At 52.9% G+C, this 16,267-nt stretch carries 14 protein-coding genes; 6 read left to right on the plus strand and 8 right to left on the minus strand.

What is annotated here, in order from left to right:
- Nucleotides 1-144 precede the first annotated feature (144 nt).
- From JQN73_RS01060 to scpB, 3 genes are read left to right on the plus strand one after another with little or no spacing between them, the layout of a single operon-like run.
- Entirely contained in the window at nt 145-1,497 is a 1,353-nt protein-coding gene (locus tag JQN73_RS01060; RefSeq protein ID WP_205321264.1) for an MFS transporter, read from the plus strand.
- A gap of 41 nt (nt 1,498-1,538) precedes the next feature.
- Entirely contained in the window at nt 1,539-2,795 is a 1,257-nt protein-coding gene (locus JQN73_RS01065; protein ID WP_205321265.1) for a CaiB/BaiF CoA-transferase family protein, read from the plus strand.
- Entirely contained in the window at nt 2,792-3,604 is an 813-nt protein-coding gene (gene scpB, locus JQN73_RS01070; RefSeq protein WP_205321266.1) for a methylmalonyl-CoA decarboxylase, read from the plus strand. Before JQN73_RS01065 ends, scpB begins: the two co-directional genes overlap by 4 nt.
- A gap of 139 nt (nt 3,605-3,743) precedes the next feature.
- On the opposite strand, the gene JQN73_RS01075 is transcribed toward scpB, so the two are convergent.
- Nucleotides 3,744-4,634: a LysR family transcriptional regulator gene (locus JQN73_RS01075; protein ID WP_205321267.1), complete on the minus strand. Its 891-nt coding sequence runs from the start codon at nt 4,632-4,634 to the stop codon at nt 3,744-3,746.
- 159 nt (nt 4,635-4,793) lie between these two features.
- Here JQN73_RS01075 and JQN73_RS01080 point away from each other — a divergent pair, with 159 nt between their 5' ends.
- A complete protein-coding gene (locus JQN73_RS01080; protein WP_205321268.1) occupies nt 4,794-5,543 on the plus strand; it encodes an SDR family NAD(P)-dependent oxidoreductase in 750 nt (249 codons plus the stop codon).
- Nucleotides 5,544-5,659: 116 nt separating this feature from the next.
- On the opposite strand, the gene JQN73_RS01085 is transcribed toward JQN73_RS01080, so the two are convergent.
- The 6 genes from JQN73_RS01085 to JQN73_RS01110 all read right to left on the minus strand — a co-directional run bounded on the left by JQN73_RS01085 (nt 5,660) and on the right by JQN73_RS01110 (nt 11,720).
- Nucleotides 5,660-5,965, minus strand: a complete 306-nt coding sequence (locus tag JQN73_RS01085) for a hypothetical protein (RefSeq protein WP_205321269.1) — start codon at nt 5,963-5,965, stop codon at nt 5,660-5,662.
- 329 nt (nt 5,966-6,294) lie between these two features.
- Nucleotides 6,295-7,302: a GTP-binding protein gene (locus tag JQN73_RS01090; protein WP_205321270.1), complete on the minus strand. Its 1,008-nt coding sequence runs from the start codon at nt 7,300-7,302 to the stop codon at nt 6,295-6,297.
- On the minus strand, nt 7,299-8,894 hold the full coding sequence (locus JQN73_RS01095; RefSeq protein WP_205323100.1) for an amidohydrolase: 1,596 nt from the start codon (nt 8,892-8,894) through the stop codon (nt 7,299-7,301). The genes JQN73_RS01090 and JQN73_RS01095 overlap by 4 nt, the downstream gene beginning before the upstream one ends.
- Nucleotides 8,895-8,993: 99 nt before the next feature.
- Complete coding sequence (locus tag JQN73_RS01100; RefSeq protein ID WP_205321271.1) at nt 8,994-10,388, minus strand: sodium:solute symporter; 1,395 nt, start codon at nt 10,386-10,388, stop codon at nt 8,994-8,996.
- 43 nt (nt 10,389-10,431) lie between these two features.
- On the minus strand, nt 10,432-10,632 hold the full coding sequence (locus JQN73_RS01105) for a DUF3311 domain-containing protein (protein WP_205321272.1): 201 nt from the start codon (nt 10,630-10,632) through the stop codon (nt 10,432-10,434).
- A 263-nt stretch (nt 10,633-10,895) separates the two neighbouring features.
- Nucleotides 10,896-11,720 (minus strand): IclR family transcriptional regulator, encoded by an 825-nt coding sequence (locus JQN73_RS01110; RefSeq protein WP_205321273.1) that lies wholly within the window; start codon nt 11,718-11,720, stop codon nt 10,896-10,898.
- Between the two features lie 188 nt (nt 11,721-11,908).
- Between JQN73_RS01110 and JQN73_RS01115 the strand changes: the two genes are divergently transcribed.
- Entirely contained in the window at nt 11,909-13,570 is a 1,662-nt protein-coding gene (locus JQN73_RS01115; RefSeq protein ID WP_205321274.1) for a GMC family oxidoreductase, read from the plus strand.
- Between the two features lie 166 nt (nt 13,571-13,736).
- A complete protein-coding gene (locus tag JQN73_RS01120) occupies nt 13,737-15,053 on the plus strand; it encodes an MFS transporter (protein ID WP_205321275.1) in 1,317 nt (438 codons plus the stop codon).
- A 201-nt stretch (nt 15,054-15,254) separates the two neighbouring features.
- On the opposite strand, the gene JQN73_RS01125 is transcribed toward JQN73_RS01120, so the two are convergent.
- Nucleotides 15,255-16,079, minus strand: a complete 825-nt coding sequence (locus JQN73_RS01125; protein WP_205321276.1) for an IclR family transcriptional regulator — start codon at nt 16,077-16,079, stop codon at nt 15,255-15,257.
- Nucleotides 16,080-16,267 lie beyond the last annotated feature (188 nt).

Below are 16,267 nucleotides of genomic sequence, written 5' to 3' on the forward strand. Positions count from 1 at the left end.
GAATCAGAGGAATCTCATATTTGCAGGTTATGACCGGCCTATTTACACTGATTTCACAACAACCGAAGTGCTGACAACGAAAACCTCTTAGTCACGCATCCAACAAGCCAAAGCACATAAAACAGGCCAAAAAAGGAGACTCCCATGTTTAAAGCAGTCGTAGCATCCGCCCCGGGTATCAAACCCAAGCGAACACCCCTCACCCGCGAGCAAATCGGCGGCTTCTGGGCGGTCTATTCCGGGTGGGTTTTAGACGGTGTCGATTCCGTCATATTCGCGCTCGTCTTAATACCCGCACTCACCGAGCTGCTCCCGGCCTCGGGTATTGCCCCCACGGTCGCCAATATCGGCATGTACGGCTCGATTATGTTTGGGCTGTTTCTGGTCGGCTGGGGCTTATCGTTTATATGGGGGCCGCTGGCCGACCGTTTCGGCCGCGTCAAAACGCTGGCGGCGAGTATCCTCGTTTATTCCCTTTTCACAGGCGCGGCGGCTTTCTCCCACAACATTTGGGAACTCGCTGCGTTCCGGCTCATCGCCGGGATAGGCGTCGGCGGAGAATGGGCGCTTGCTGGCACTTACGTGGCCGAAAGCTGGCCGGAAGATCGCCGCAAGATGGGTGCTGGCTATCTGCAAACTGGCTACTACCTGGGCTTTTTTATCGCCGCATGGCTGAATTACACCGTCGGTGCTGCTTACGGCTGGCGCGTCATGTTCCTATGTGGACTGGCACCAGCTTTGGTGGCGATCTTCACTGTATTCAAGGTGAAGGAACCCGGCCAATGGCGCAAAGCTGCCAAACATGGAAACCACGGCAACCTCCCGCGCACCGATACTACGTCCAAACCAGCAACGCCCGAGCGAGCACCGTGGCGTGAAGTGTTTGCACCAGCGTATCGACGTCGCACGCTCACCAGCGCCAGTCTGGTCGGGGTCGCCATCATCGGTCTATGGGCCGGTTCGGTCTACGAGGCAACCGCAGTCGTCACCCTGGCGACCCGTGCGGGCATCGACCATGTCGGCGCAGTTCGTTTGGCATCGATTGGCGCTGCAGTGTTATCGGTCGGCACGATTATTGGCTGTCTGGTAGCACCTTGGCTGGCCGAGCGCCTCGGGCGGCGCGTTGCGCTTGGCATTTATTTTGCCGGCATGGCGCTCTCCATTGTGTTCGCATTCGGTTGGGTTTTCTACCTCGACAACGGTCTCAACCTATTCATGGTATCGCTGCTGTTCCTTGGTTTCTTCGGCGGCAATTTCGCCATCTTCTCACTCTGGTTACCCGAACAATATCCCACCCGCATACGCGCCACGGCGTTCGCCTTCAATGCCTCCGTCGGCCGCTTCATCGGCGCAGGTGTCAACTTCTTACTCGCCGCTGCCATTCATTGGTACGGCACGCTCGGAACGCCAGTCGCCTGGACGGCCGCGGCCTTCGGGGTCGGCATTCTGATTCTGCCGTTCGCCGTTGAAACACGCGACCAGACGTTACCGGAATAGCCGCATCCTGGCATGCATCATCAATTTATTGGAGCAACAGCATGAAAGCATTACAAGGCATCAAAATCGTCGACCTTAGCCGCGCCCTGTCAGGGCCATTCTGCACCATGATATTGGCTGATCTCGGCGCAGATGTAATTAAGGTTGAACCCGGACCAAGTGGCGACATGAGCCGCAGCTGGGGGCCTTTCGACCGCGGTGAAAGCACCTACTATTTATCCTGCAACCGCAACAAGCGCGGCATGTGCGTTGACTTCCGACATCCGCAAGGATTAGACACCATCCATCGCCTGATCGACGATGCCGACGTCGTCATCGAAAATTTCAAGCCCGGCACCATCGATAGCATGGGCCTCGGCTACGCAGCGCTCAACGCCCGCAATCCGCGTCTGATCATGGGCAGCATCAATGCGTTTGGCGCAGACGGGCCGCTGAGCAATTGGCCCGGCTTTGATCAGATTGCACAAGGCTATTCCGGCATGATGAGCCTCACCGGTTTTGCCGATGGCGATCCCACCCGCACCGGCACCGCCATTGGTGACCTTACTTCGGGCATGTGGCTCGCGATGGCAGTGCTGGCCGCATTGCTCGAACGTGAACGCAGCGGGCTTGGACAGCACGTCAGCACTTCCCTGCTGGCCAGTCTGGTCGGGTTGCTCAGTGTCCACGGCCAACGCTATCTCAGCCTGGGCGATGTGCCGCAACGGACCGGCAATGCCCATTCAGTCATTGCGCCTTACGGTGTTTTTCAAACCAAGGACGGACCACTCAACCTGGCCCCGATCACTCCGGCCATGTGGGTACGTTTGTGCATTCTATTGGACCTGCCGGCACTCCCGGACGATCCGCGCTTTTTCAGCAATGAAGCGCGCGTAGCAAACCGCGCCGAACTGAAGGAAGTGCTAGAGAGCCGCTTGACTAGCCGCAGCAAGAGCGAATGGACCGAACGCTTCATCGCTGCAGGATTACCAGCCGGTCCCATCAACACCCTCGATGAAGTGTTCGATGATCAGCAGGTGCTGCATTGCCAGTTGGTTGAAATACTCGACCATCCAACACTGGGCGAATTGCGCCAGGTCGTCACCCCCGTGTTCAGTGGCAGCAACGGCGAGACACCGTCGCTCACAGCCAGTAAACGACCGCCGCCAGGACTGGGCCAGCACACAGTGGAAGTCCTGCGAGAAGCCGGTTTTGACGCGGCATTGATCGATGTGCTGCTGGCAGCGAAAGCAGTACATCAAGCAGCGGACGCCACGCAGGTAGCGCCCACCGAACAAACGGCAGGAGCAACGCAATGATACCGACCCAAACCGCCGCCCCCGCCACAGCCGAACTTGTGCGCCTGAAATTGCACGGCAAAAAAATAGCACAGTTGGTCTTTAGCAATCCCACCCGTCGCAACGCACTCAGCGCAGAACTGTTGCAGGCACTCGATCGACAACTTGCCGAACTAGCGACACAACGCATTCCGGTCGTGGTGCTGGGAACCGCTGTGGGCCAAGCCGTCTGGAGCGCCGGGCACGATCTTGGCGAACTGACGCACGACCGTGACCCCATCGCCTACGGCAAGCCGCTTGAACAGGTATTGCGCCGCGTGCGCGCCTACCCCGGCGTCGTGATCGCGATGGTATCGGGTTCGGTGTGGGGCGGCGCGGTCGATCTGGCAATGAGTTGTGATCTGGTGGTTGCCGACCGCAGCGCGCAATTTTCCATGACCCCAGTCAACATCGGCTTACCGTATACCACCAGCGGGTTGTTGCGCTTTTTTAATAACCTGCCGATTCATATACTGAAAGAAATGTTCTTCTCCGCCCAACCGCTGGATGCAATCCGCGCCGAACGCTTCGGTGTGATCAATCAATTGGTCGACAGCGACGCATTAGAGGCCACAACATTGGCGTTGGCAAGCGGCATCGCAGTCAAAGCGCCGCTCGCAATTCAAGCCGTCAAAGAACAACTGCGCATCCTCGAAGACCTGCAACCGATGCCCGTGCAAGCCATGGAACAGATTGCAGAACTACGTCGGCAGGCCTGTGCCAGCAGTGATTTTAGTGAAGGGTTAGCAGCGTTTGCGGCACGGAGGCCGGCGGTGTTTTGCGGGAGGTGATTCTGTGCTGTGCTTGCCATCGAAGCTGCCCTATTACGGCACCTGTCACCAACGGTTTTAGAAAGAAACAGCGGCTGGCGCTGGCTACGTTCAATGAACGCAAATCGCGCTACCGCGCTACACACTGATTGGGAAGTGCTTAAATACGCCGCAAGATAGCAGCAGAAAAAAAATCAGTCACGCGGCGCACCCGAATCGGCACAAACCGGCGTTTTGGCCAGATCAGGCTCACGTCCCTGGTATCACTCAGATATTGGTCAAGAACCGTGATCACGTCTGGATGGTTAAGTTCGTCGGCAAGAGATACTTTAGCAAACAGGCCAATACCCACACCGGCCAAAACACCGGCCCGGATAGTTTCGACACTGTTGGACGAAAGATTTCCGCGAACCGCCACACTGAATCGACCTTCCGGTCCTTTAAATGGCCAATTCGCTGACTCCGTCAGACCATCATATAGCAGGCAATTGTGATTAACGAGCTCGGCCGGGGTCTCCGGTATCCCACGTTGCTCGAAGTAGCGACGGGATCCGACGCATACCAGGGGGGTGCTGGTCACGATTTTGACGACCGCGTCTTGTTCGTTCACCGGCCCCACGCGAATCGCCAGATCAATCCGGTCTTCGACCATATCTCGCAAGAAATCCGAAAGGACCAGGTCAACCTGCAGGCCAGGATTAAGTGACAACAGCTCCGGTATGAGTGGAAGAATGTGAAGACGACCGAAAGTGGCCGATACGGCGATCCGGATTGACCCGGATACATTCTGCGTGCTGCTTGTCATCTCGCCGTCAGCCTCATCCATTTCATCAACTAGCGGTTTTGTCCGACCATAGTATCTCTGTCCCTGGTCCGTCAGGGTCACGCTGCGTGTGCTTCGGTTGAAAAGTCGCACGCCGAGGCGCTTCTCCAGGGCGCCAATGGCCTTGCTGATGGCAGATTGTGATTCCCCGGTTCTACGCGCCGCTGCGGAAAAACCTCCGGCCTCAACAACGGCGATGAACGCATTCAGTTCGTGAAACCGATCCATTATGTTTCCTTCGAGAATTAATTTTTTTCGGAAGCTCAACTATTGTAGTTGAATATTAATTCGTTTTAAGAATAGATCTTATGAAAAATAAGCTGATTATCAACACTGGGAATAGCAATTAAAATTCTACTGTCACTCACATTCAGAAAGAACATCCAAATGTCTACCCTCACAGGCAAGACCGCTGTCATCAGCGGCGGAACGACCGGTATCGGTCTGGCTATCGCACAACGCTTCGTTGCCGAAGGCGCTCACGTCTTTATCTTCGGCCGGCGGCAAGCTCAGCTCGACGAGGCCGTCAAACTAATCGGACGCAACGTCACCGCGATCCAGGCAGACGCTGCAAACCTCGATGACCTTGATCGAGTCGCTGCGGCAGTTAAAGCCAAAAAGGGTGTCGTCGACATCGTCGTGTCGAACGCGGGGTTTACGGAGCAGGCCTCACTCGATACCATCACGCCGGAGCATTTCGACAAGGCATTCAATCTTATGGCCCGCGGCCCAGTGTTCATGGTGCAGAAATTGCTGCCGCTGATGGCAAGCGGAGGATCGATTATCTTGGTCTCTTCGGCCATGCACGTCATGGGCATTCCCGGCCACACTGCTTATGCGGCAACCAAAGCCGCGTTGCGGTCCTATGCTCGTACGTGGGCTTCGGAATTTAAGGATCGCGGCATCCGCGTCAACACGCTTAGCCCCGGCGCAACCGACACCCCAATTCTTGACTCTCAGTCGGCGCCGCGCGAAGATCTGGTGAAGATATATGAGAGTATGATCCCGCTCAGTCGACTCGCTCGAGCTGAGGAAATTGCCAGTGCGGCGCTCTTCCTCGCGTCTGATCAGAGTTCCTACATGACTGGATCGGATTTGATGGCCGACGGAGGGGTTGCCCAAAATACCCGAGGATAACCTTCACCCTCTCTCTCAACGGTCAGCAACGCGGTCGCGTCTATGCGTACCGCGCTTACATTGACATTTTAAATCAAGAAACCCCTTAACACCGGGAGCGCTAAGACGTTCCCGCGTTACTGAAGTTGATCAATGCGTTCGGCAGCAATGTCGGCCAGCATCTGCGATGACGTCAATACCAGCCGCAGTAAACGCTCGGTGCCGTTAACGTCCAGCGTTGGCGGGGTGTCGGTGCCTCTGTCCGAATTGCTTAATTGGATGAGATCGGCACAGGTCTTGATGCCCTTGCAGACGTCCACCGTGAGCGCATAAAACTGCGCGTGTTTGTCTGCTTGATGAGCGGCAGGCAACCATGAAAACGGCTGATGGAATGCTTCTGATTCTGTGGATTCTGGCGGTGTGTGCATGCTCGATTTACTCATGATTGCACCACCGTCATGATTTGGGTAGCGAAGTGCCTGAGGTTGTGTGGATGGGAGGAAGCGGAAACGATGGTGATGGACATTGTTGACTCCTTGTACGGTTGGACCGCGCACCCCACTGTTAAACGGGGTGGGCGACAAATGGCAAGGTTAGTAGACCGGTACGTTAGGCTTCCGGCAGGCCGAAGCCTCCCTACCAATGCCGCCCATAGAACGAGCAACAATGGTTGACACACAGATCGCTTTACACGATCTGTGCACCTTACGTACTCGAGCTACTAAACTCGGTCCTCTTTTTCTCAAGGACGGCAAAAGTATATCATGATGTTTTAGGACGATTGAATTTTCCAGTTAGCATCAACCGCTGGTTGCAAAGCGTCGATCATCTGTACTTCATCCCTGGGACTAAACAGTCCAATAAAGACAATCCTGGATGATTGAGCTGCAGTCCCCGCAAAAGGAATCAGCATGATGCGTGACCCGACCACATGCAGTTCATAAGGATCTTTTTCGTGCGCGAGCCAGACGATGCCTTTTGCGCGCAATATTTTTTTCGGCAATGTCGAGAGGACTTTTTTCAACCTTTTTTTATCAAAGCGGCAGCGCGCATTAAAGTTAACACTGCGCAGTTCAGCAGGATGGGCGGGAGCCTGTTGCGCTAACTGTTCGGGGTCATGGTCAACGCAGGGAATAACCGCAAAATCAAACAGGTATGTCAGCGGGATGACGCCCTTTTTCGCTTCCACAATCGGCGTCGATGGTGCGATGAGAGAGAGCTGACGTTTGGTGATGATTTGCTTCTCATCGGAAATTAAATCGGTCTTGGTCATTACCAACACGCTGGCGCCGGCTATCTGACGGCGTGCAATGTCGCCGACATAAGGATCACACAACGTTTGGTCGATATTCTCGGCATCGATCAAAACAGCAATCGCACAGAGGCGAAACGCTTTGTCCAGCAAACCGATTTGGGCAATTTTTGCAGGATCGGAGACGCCACTGGCTTCGATCAGCAGGATATCGGGCCGACTTTCTCGGGCGCTGATGTTGATTAACGCTTCGGTTAAGCTATCGCCAATGGAACAACAGATACAGCCATTTTCCAAATTAATCACATCATCCGTTTTGGAGCGAATCAGCGCAGCATCTATGTTGATGCTGCCGAAGTCATTCACCAGTACGGTGATTTTTTTTCCTGTTGGCGCAGATAAGAGGCAATTGAGTAACGTGGTTTTACCGGCCCCCAGATAGCCACCGATGACGACCAGATCGATGGGAGCACGCCGGTCGGCGTTGGTGGTGAGCCGGTTCAATTGGCTTAAGGTGCTGGCTGTCATTTTGGCGATTCAAAAACCTTGCCGCCCAACACCGTTCCCCAGACCGGAATATTTTTTAGTTGGTCGGGATCGATTTGTATGGGATCTTGTTCAAGCACAGCAAAATCGGCGAACTTGCCGACTTCAATGCTGCCAACCAGATGGTCCATCTTCAAGGTGTACGCGGCACCCAGCGTGATGGCGTGCAACGCAGCGCCAACAGAAATACGTTCGTTCTCACCCAATACGCGACCGGATGCGGTTTTTCTCTGGACCGCACACCAGGCGGTAAACAGCGGACTGAGTTGGGTGATCGGTGCGTCGGAATGGAACGCAATCGGAATGCCGAGACGGAGCGCTGAGCCTGCCGCGTTCATTCTGTTGGCGCGGTCAGGGCCCATGGTTTGTGTGTAGTGCGCATCGCCCCAATAATAAATGTGATTGGAGAAGAAGTTGATACAAAGACCCAGCGCGGCAATGCGGCGTAATTGCGCGGCATCGGCCATCTGGCAATGCTGCAGCGTATGGCGGTGATCGTCACGCGGATGCCTGGCCAATATTTCTTCGAAGGCGTTGAGGACCAGTTCTACCGCTTCATCGCCATTGGTGTGAATATGCAGTTGCAACCCGTTGAGATGAAATGGTGTGAAGAGTGCGACAAATTGGCTCGGCGGAATAATCCATAAGCCGTTTTCCTTGCCGTCAAAATAGCCGGGCCATTTAACGCGCGCGGTGAAGCCTTGTATGGAGCCGTCGACGATTACCTTGACCGGACCGTAATGCAATTTTTCACTGTTTGTGGCAATGGCGGCCTGCAATCTCTCCAGCCCGTTTTCCGCGCTTCGTTGTGGTCCGTAGGCGGGGACAATACGGATCGGGTAATTGACATCCGGGGTTATTTTTCGTAGATTTTCTGCACCGGCAGCGGATAAATCGTTAAGCAGATCGGTGGCGGTGGTGACGCCGGCAAGCTGCGCTATTTTACCAAAATTCCAGATCGCGCTTTCTTTTTCGCTGGAGGAAATCGCCAACTGTTTGCCGATGATCCTGTAGACGGGAAACATCGCGGCAAATTCCTGTAACTCACCGGAGGGTTGGCCGTCTGCGTTTTTATGGATGCCGTCAATGTCCGTATCTTCATCGATCCCGGCCAGCGCTAACATGGCGGAGTTGACGTTCATTAAATGGACGCTGGCATGCAAAATCGCCATCGGACGGCTGGCGGAGACGGTATCGAGTTGTTGCGCCGAAAGCCGCGCGGTGCCGAAAAAAATCGGATCGAATCCCCATCCCAGCAATTCGGCTGAGGGGTCTGTCATCTGCTTTTCCGCTTCTGTCAGGCGCTGAATCACTTGATCTAAAGTGGTTAATCCTTTCCAGCACTTGCCATCCGGCCCACGTCGATCGTAATAGCCAACGTAGACCGCGTCCCACATCGCCCCTTCCATCAGGTGGCTATGTCCTTCCACCAGTCCGGGCATTAAAATTTTGTCCTGAAAAATAGTATTCACTTCTACCTCACCCCAGAGACTGACTTCATCAAGCGTGCCGACTGAAAGAATTTTTCCGTCGCGCACGGCGACACAGTTGGCTTCTGGCTGCCCGGGGTTCATGGTGATAATTTTCTTGGCGACAAAGACTTGTATCGTCGCCTCTTTCGTTTTAGCGTAGCTCACACTGACTCCACAGAAAAATTAATGACTGATAAAACATTAAGACAATACCGTTTGCAAATTCTTTGAACGCAGCTTCATCAGGAAATTGAGGGTGCACAGGACGATAATATTGACCACCAGACAAACCAGACCGATATTGAATCCGCCAAGGTCAACTTTATTGACATACATCACAATCGCCATGACCTGCCCGACAATAATTCCCCATGCCACCGCATTGGCTTTGACGCCTCTGAAAAACAGGATGATCATCATCCCCGGGAAAAATTGCGTGATGCCGTAATAAGCGGTGTTGATAATGGTCAGCATCAGGTTGGGGGTAAATAGCGTCAGCACAATGGAGGTGGCAAGGTAAATGACGATGACAAATATGGTGCTGGTTTTTTGCTTGCTTTCTGGAATATTAGGCGCGAGATTACGCGTGACCAACGGCCCAATTGACAGGCAGATACCGGCCAACACCAACAAACCCGACAGCGCGGCACCCGCCGTCACCACCCCTAATAACCAGCCCGGCAACAGATTCACTGCGGCGGCGAAAAAGGCTTCATTCGGATTTTCGAGTTTCAGATTTGCACTGATGGCGTAGTACGATGCGACGATCAGGAACGGATACATCAGCATGTAAAGCGGCATTGCAATCTGGGTTTTGCGTATGGTGTTGGCACTCTTTGCGGTGAAGAAATTTTGTACCGAAAAAGGGAACATGTAAAAGCCCAGCGATTGGAAGAACATGGTGCTCATCGAAAAGGTGATTTGTTTGGTATCCATGGTGTTGCTGACATGCGCGCTGGCGGCACGGAAAACTTCTGCCACACCGAACTCCCAGGACACCGCAACGCCGGCCACGACGATAGCGGCGACCATTAAGACATCTTTGAGAATGGCGATGTAGGCAGTGGCTCTTACTCCCGAGATGATGATGTAGATAAACGCCAACACCGCTGAAATGAAGATGAGATAAATCGGTTGAAGATTCCACCCCAAGCTTTTTAAGGCGGCGACCAAACCAGTAAATTGCAACTGGCCCCAAGGGATCAAAAATAGAATTGCCGAGACGGTAACGACCACTTCGAGAAAGCGACTTTGGTAATGTCCCTTAAATAAATCCGGAAGCGTGATGGCGTTATATTTTTTGCCTGCTTCCCAAATTCTGGGACCGATAAAGTAGCCAATCGGATAGGCCAATAAAATATATCCCAGGAACCAAACACCATAGGTTGCGCCCTTGGCGTAAATGCCGCCCGGCAAACCGACCATGGTGCCGATGCTATAAATTTCACCGGCTGCCAGAAAGAAAACCAGGTAGACGCCGAATTGGCGCGAGGCGACAAAAAAATCATGCACGCTCTGGGCGTTATGCCCTCTTTTTGAGCGGAATGCTAAATATAGCGAAAAGGCAATGAAGCCTAGAAATACGACGGTGGACATAGGTGTTATCTCATGGATTGATGGTGACGTACACGGATGAAGATTAGTCGTCGGCTTCGCTGTTCTTACTGTCGAAAAATATCCAGCAAGTGAGCAAGCACGCCGACGTTAATATCATCCACATGAACATCCAAAAATAAATGAACGGGACGCCAAATACGTTGGTATTAACGGTATTCACCCAGGGAAGCATGACGACTACTGCGACATAGGGGATGCCGATACCAATGAGAAATTTCACCATCTTTGTCTCCAATCATTGAATAATTTTTTTCCAATATGCGGCAAAAATGCGGGCCTGGCAAAGTAATGATTTTTATCGCAATTACTTTTAGTTATGGCCGGCACGGTGTGATGCCATGTGTGACGCCATGTGTGACGCCATGTGCGACGCCATTAATGGGCCGCACTCTCCCCTGCCGCTATCCCAGACACTATCTGGGGCGTTCATGAAATTACAAAAAATGACGACAAAGCTAGCCGATAGGGACCGGCGTGTGGGGCAGTTTAGCCAACCAGCAGCGGCTGCAGTTTCAATGCTGCGACCTTTAACCTCGGAATATTTTCCATCAATTGATCCAACGATTGCCGCGCAGTCGGCGCGTGGCAGGCAACCGCTGCCACGGTGCGACCATCAGGCGCGCAAATCGGCACTGCAATGGCAACCATTCCGTGGATGAATTCTTCATTATCAATACCGATGCCGCGTGCATCGAGGCGCGTTAATTCGGCCGTCAGCAGATCAACATCGACGATGGTTTTGGGTGTCAATGGTTTCAAAATGATTGAAGAAAGCATTTTCCGTTGATCCGATAACGGCAAGCGCGACATGAATAATTTCCCGCTGGCAGTGCAATGCATCGGTGCATGTGTGCCCGGCGGCAAATGCAGCCTGAGTGGTTCGGGCGTGTCGACCCGGTCAACATATAAGACCTCGCACCCCGCTGGCATTGTCAGATTGCAGGTCTCGCCAATGGCTGCAGCGAGATTGCCCAGTATGGTGCGGCAACCGCGCATCAACGCATTATTTTTCAGTGTGGAGAGTGCCAGATCGGCCGCCGCCGGTCCCAACAAATAACCGCGATCAATTGGCATACGTAATACGTATCCCAGTTGCTCAAGCCCTTCAAGGGTCCGCATCATGGTCGCTTTGGGAATGCCGGTGCGATAGGAAAGCTGAGACAACGTCTGCGGATGTTGCGCAGCAGCAAGATGCTCTATCAAACGCAAAACGCGTAGAACGCGCATGTCACCGAGCTTGTCTGGCTCTGCAGCTGGTTGCGCATCTGAGTGCGCATCTGCGTGCGCAGGATTTCGAAACAGTTTTGTCATTTTTCGTTTCACTTATCGCGTATTTGCAAGATTCTGATTGTGAGCATGCTTTTAATAACATATTTTGGACCATTATGTTCCGATTAAAAGAATAATTGCAAAATAAATGGGCGAATTGGGCGGCATGCATTGTTGAAAATACAAAAATGCATGGCAACCAATCCACAAGCCCTTTAGGAGATCACCGCATGTCGCGTAGTTTTGATTACATCATCGTGGGTGCCGGATCAGCGGGTTGCGTGTTAGCCAATCGCCTGTCGGCCAACCCTGACGTCAGTGTTTTGCTGATCGAAGCCGGGGGACCAGACCATAATCCCTGGATCCATATTCCTGTCGGTTATTTCAAGACCATGCATAACCCGAAGCTGGATTGGTGTTACGTCACTGAACCCGATCAAGGTATTGACGGCCGCCAGTTGCAATGGCCCCGTGGCAAAGTGCTCGGTGGTTCCAGTTCCCTGAATGGCTTGCTGTATGTGCGGGGTCAGAAAGAAGATTATGACCATTGGGCGGCGCTTGGCAACAAGGGCTGGAGTTATGATGAAGTATTACCTTATTTTAAGAAGTCTGAAGATCAGGAGCGTGGTGCCGATGCTTATCATGGCGTTGGCGGGCCATTGAAGGTTTCGGATTTGCGCCTGCGCCGACCGATTGCCGATTATTTCATAGAAGGTGCCAAAGACATTGGCATTCCTTACAACGACGATTACAACGGCCGCACGCAGGAAGGTGTCGGCTATTTTCAACAAACCGCGCATAAGGGCTTGCGCTGGAGCACCGCTAAGGGATTCTTGCGTCCGGCCAGAAAAAGATCCAATCTGAAGGTGGAGACGAAAGCACACATCACGCGGATTCTGTTCAGAGAGCGTCGGGCGGTCGGCGTTGAATATCGTATGCACGGTGCGCTGCATAGCGTCAGCGCGAACACAGAAGTCATCTTGTGCGCCGGTGCGATAGGCTCTCCTCAGATATTGCAATGTTCCGGCGTCGGACCAGCTGCATTATTACGTCGCGTGAATGTGCCTGTGGTGCATGATCTGCCGGGTGTGGGGCAGAATTTGCAAGACCATCTTCAAACCCGTCTGGTGTTCAAAACCCGACTGAAAACCCTGAACGATGAGGTCAATAGTCCAATCAATAAAATGAAGGTTGGCTTGCAGTACCTCCTTTCACGGTCCGGCCCGCTAACTCTGGCGGCCAGTCAGGTGACAATTTTTACCAAGTCCGATCCTGCGCTGGAGCGCCCGGATATCCAGTTTCATATGCAGCCGTTAAGCGCCGATAAACCCGGCGAAGGCGCACACAAATTTTCTGCTTTCACGATGTCGGTCTGCCAATTGCGGCCGCACAGCCGTGGCTATATTGCGATTCAGTCCAGCGATCCACTGCAATACCCCGAGATCCATCCCAATTATTTGTCGGACCCGCGCGACCATCCCGTGGTCATCAGCGCGCTGCGTCTGGCAAGACGTATTGCAGGCGCGCCTTCGCTGGCGCCGCACATCTTGTCCGAATTCATCCCCGGCACGGCATATCAGACCGATGCCGAATTGCTGAAGGCTGCACAACGCTTCAGCCAGTCAATCTATCACCCGTCAGGGACTTGCAAGATGGGAAGCGATCCGATGGCGGTGGTCGATGACCGGTTACGCGTGCATGGCATCACAGGATTGCGGGTGGCAGATGCTTCGATCATGCCCGAACTCGTTTCAGGCAACACCAACGCCCCCACCATCATGATTGCAGAAAAAGCTGCAGATATGATCATTGCGGATGCAGTTGAGTGGCAGAAAACAGCGAGTAAAAAGCCGAACCAGACAGCGACAGACTGTGCAGCAATCGTCCTCTGACGACGATGGGAATCGGATTCAAAGAGGATTCAAAGTGTAATCAGATCGTATTTATACAGTAGGAAATTTATTATCAGGGGATAACCAAGTGCTTGCACCATCTGCAAAGATGGCGGCATGCGCGGTGCAGAACCACCATTGTTTATAAAACAAATCAGGAGACATCATGATCAACAGCAAAAAAAAGGAACTACGCCGCGTGGTCATTGCGAGCGTTATAGGTGCCACGATTGAGTGGTACGATTTTTTTCTATACGGGGTCGTCGCTGGCATCGTCTTTAATAAACTGTATTTTCCCGGCAGCGATGCGATGGTATCAACCATGCTCGCGTACGGTACGTTTGCGGTCGGCTTTTTAAGCCGTCCGATTGGCGGCGTCATCTTTGGCCACTTTGGCGACAAGATCGGTCGCAAGAGCATGCTGGTGATGACGCTGATGATTATGGGTGTTTCGACCTTCTTGATTGGCTTACTCCCGACGTATGCTCAGGTCGGCGTGGCTGCACCGATTATGTTGCTCCTGCTGCGCGTGGTGCAAGGAATTGGTCTCGGTGGAGAATGGGGCGGTGCTGTGCTGATGGCGTATGAATACGCGCCACTAAAGGAGCGCGGCTTTTATGCCAGCTTGCCGCAATTGGGACTCGCCATTGGGTTGTGTCTGGCTTCGGGTGTGGTGGCGCTCCTGTCCTATGCATTGACGGATGCGCAGTTTCTCTCATGGGGATGGCGTCTGGCCTTCGTTCTGTCCGCGATCCTCGTATTCATCGGCATGTGGATACGCCTGACGGTGATGGAAACGCCGGAGTTCCGGGCCATCAAGCAGCATAACGCTGAGACACAAATTCCCTTTTTCGACATGATGAAGCGCTATCCGGGGAACGTTCTCAAAGGAATGGCGGCACGGTATATCGATGGCGTATTTTTTAATATATTCGGCGTTTTTCTAATCAGCTATTTGACTAGTTCGATCCAGATCAGCCGCACCGATGCATTGATCGGCGTCATGGCTTCCGCCGTGGTGATGTGCTTTTTCATTCCCTTCTTTGGCCGCTTGTCGGATCGAATGGGGAGGACCAAGGTCTTTTTCTGGGGCTCATTGATCACCAGTGTCTCTGCCATTCCCGCCTTTTGGCTGATGATGAACAGCGCGGGCAATGTCATGGTTTTGTGGCTGGCGATTGTGATTCCGTTGGGGATTTTGTATGCATCGATATACGGACCAGAGGCAGCGTTATTTTGCGATCTGTTTGATGCCAAAGTGCGCTACACAGGGATCTCTTTTGTGTATCAATTCTCGGGCATTTTCGCTAGCGGGTTTACACCGATTATCGCGACATACCTGCTTAAAACCGGTGGCGGCCAGCCTTGGCACATCGTCGGCTATATCCTGTTTGCGGGCTTGATTTCGGCATTCGCAGCACTATCGATCGGCAAAGGAAAAACTATCGAAGTGGAACATCCTGGATTACAGAAAGCCCGATAATCCCTCCGCAGATGGTGCCAATTTTTATCCAGAAAATCTGGTGACAATCTGCACTCTGCGCGGGTGCCGATCTGGATCCTGCACGATGAAGTCTCAACTTCATCGTGCGCCGTGCTTTCCTTACCCTGTCCTCCCTTGGCTGATTTTTCAAGATAGATATGGACAGAGTCAAACCGGGATAAGGTCCTTATTTATTCAGCGTCAATCCAGCGCTGATTGCGCATTTATTTCTGCAACCGCAGGCGTGGCAGGAACGTCAGAAAAATACGCATTCGATAGGGCTTGCGCCGCAAGTCTTAACGTTGGGACGTGTTGCAATGCCTGTTGCAAATTCATGCGCACCACCGGGGCCTGCAATGCTAACGACGCGCAAGCGCGGCCGCTCTTATTTAAAATTGGAACAGCTACCCCAATCATCCCAACGTGAAACTCTTCGTTGTTGGTGGCGACTTTTTCTCGTGTAAAACGCTCCAACTCCTGCTCAAGCAACTTCACGTCCGTGATCGTGTTGGCGGTACAGCGCTGCAACGGACCGTTACCGATTAATTTTTGGCGCTGACCGAGCGATAACTGACTCAACAGCAATTTCCCGCTGGAGGTGCAATGTAACGGTACATGTGAACCTGGCTGCAAATTCAGACGTAAGGGCGATGGGGTTTCTACCCTGTCCAGATAAACAATCGCGTTGCCGTCAAGCATAGTGACGTTGCAGGTTTCTCCTATTTCATCCACTAATCTCTGGAGAATGACGTGAGCAGGTGCCCGCACGATGGAGTTCGACAGCACCTCCAGTGCGAAGGCGGACAGCCGGGCACCAGCGGTATATCGCTTGGTCCCCGGTTCCCGCGATAGCATTCCGGCCTCTTCAAGCATGACCAGGGTGCGATAAGCCGTCGGTTTGGGCAGCCCACAAGCAGATGCCACCTCGTCCAGTGAAATCGGCTTATCGACGCGAATGACAGATTCCAACACGAGAAAAGCTCTTACCGCCGCCGAACCGGATTGTTTCTGATTGCTGTTGGTCATTTTCATGGGCCGCATTATCTCAGATTACGTTAACGGCAACAACACTGCGAAATTTGAAATTCCATTTATTGAAATTAAATATTCCATTTTTTAAAATTTATTCTTGCTATTCATTATTTTGAGAAGTATATTTAACAAAACGAAATACACCGTTTCGTTTTATTAAATAAATACCTCACAAATCCGGA

It is taken from the genome of Glaciimonas sp. PAMC28666 (assembly GCF_016917355.1).
Classification (GTDB): domain Bacteria; phylum Pseudomonadota; class Gammaproteobacteria; order Burkholderiales; family Burkholderiaceae_D; genus Glaciimonas.

Excerpts from the sequence above, each read along its gene's own strand:
- JQN73_RS01065 (WP_205321265.1), top strand. The coding sequence starts at position 1,539 with ATGAAAGCATTACAAGGCATCAAAATCGTCGACCTTAGCCGCGCCCTG.
- JQN73_RS01105 (WP_205321272.1), bottom strand. The coding sequence starts at position 10,632 with ATGGTGAAATTTCTCATTGGTATCGGCATCCCCTATGTCGCAGTAGTC.
- JQN73_RS01060 (WP_205321264.1), top strand. The coding sequence starts at position 145 with ATGTTTAAAGCAGTCGTAGCATCCGCCCCGGGTATCAAACCCAAGCGA.
- JQN73_RS01085 (WP_205321269.1), bottom strand. The coding sequence starts at position 5,965 with ATGAGTAAATCGAGCATGCACACACCGCCAGAATCCACAGAATCAGAA.
- JQN73_RS01080 (WP_205321268.1), top strand. The coding sequence starts at position 4,794 with ATGTCTACCCTCACAGGCAAGACCGCTGTCATCAGCGGCGGAACGACC.
- JQN73_RS01115 (WP_205321274.1), top strand. The coding sequence starts at position 11,909 with ATGTCGCGTAGTTTTGATTACATCATCGTGGGTGCCGGATCAGCGGGT.
- JQN73_RS01100 (WP_205321271.1), bottom strand. The coding sequence starts at position 10,388 with ATGTCCACCGTCGTATTTCTAGGCTTCATTGCCTTTTCGCTATATTTA.
- scpB (WP_205321266.1), top strand. The coding sequence starts at position 2,792 with ATGATACCGACCCAAACCGCCGCCCCCGCCACAGCCGAACTTGTGCGC.
- JQN73_RS01075 (WP_205321267.1), bottom strand. The coding sequence starts at position 4,634 with ATGGATCGGTTTCACGAACTGAATGCGTTCATCGCCGTTGTTGAGGCC.
- JQN73_RS01090 (WP_205321270.1), bottom strand. The coding sequence starts at position 7,302 with ATGACAGCCAGCACCTTAAGCCAATTGAACCGGCTCACCACCAACGCC.
- JQN73_RS01095 (WP_205323100.1), bottom strand. The coding sequence starts at position 8,894 with ATGAACCCCGGGCAGCCAGAAGCCAACTGTGTCGCCGTGCGCGACGGA.
- JQN73_RS01120 (WP_205321275.1), top strand. The coding sequence starts at position 13,737 with ATGATCAACAGCAAAAAAAAGGAACTACGCCGCGTGGTCATTGCGAGC.
- JQN73_RS01110 (WP_205321273.1), bottom strand. The coding sequence starts at position 11,720 with ATGACAAAACTGTTTCGAAATCCTGCGCACGCAGATGCGCACTCAGAT.
- JQN73_RS01125 (WP_205321276.1), bottom strand. The coding sequence starts at position 16,079 with ATGACCAACAGCAATCAGAAACAATCCGGTTCGGCGGCGGTAAGAGCT.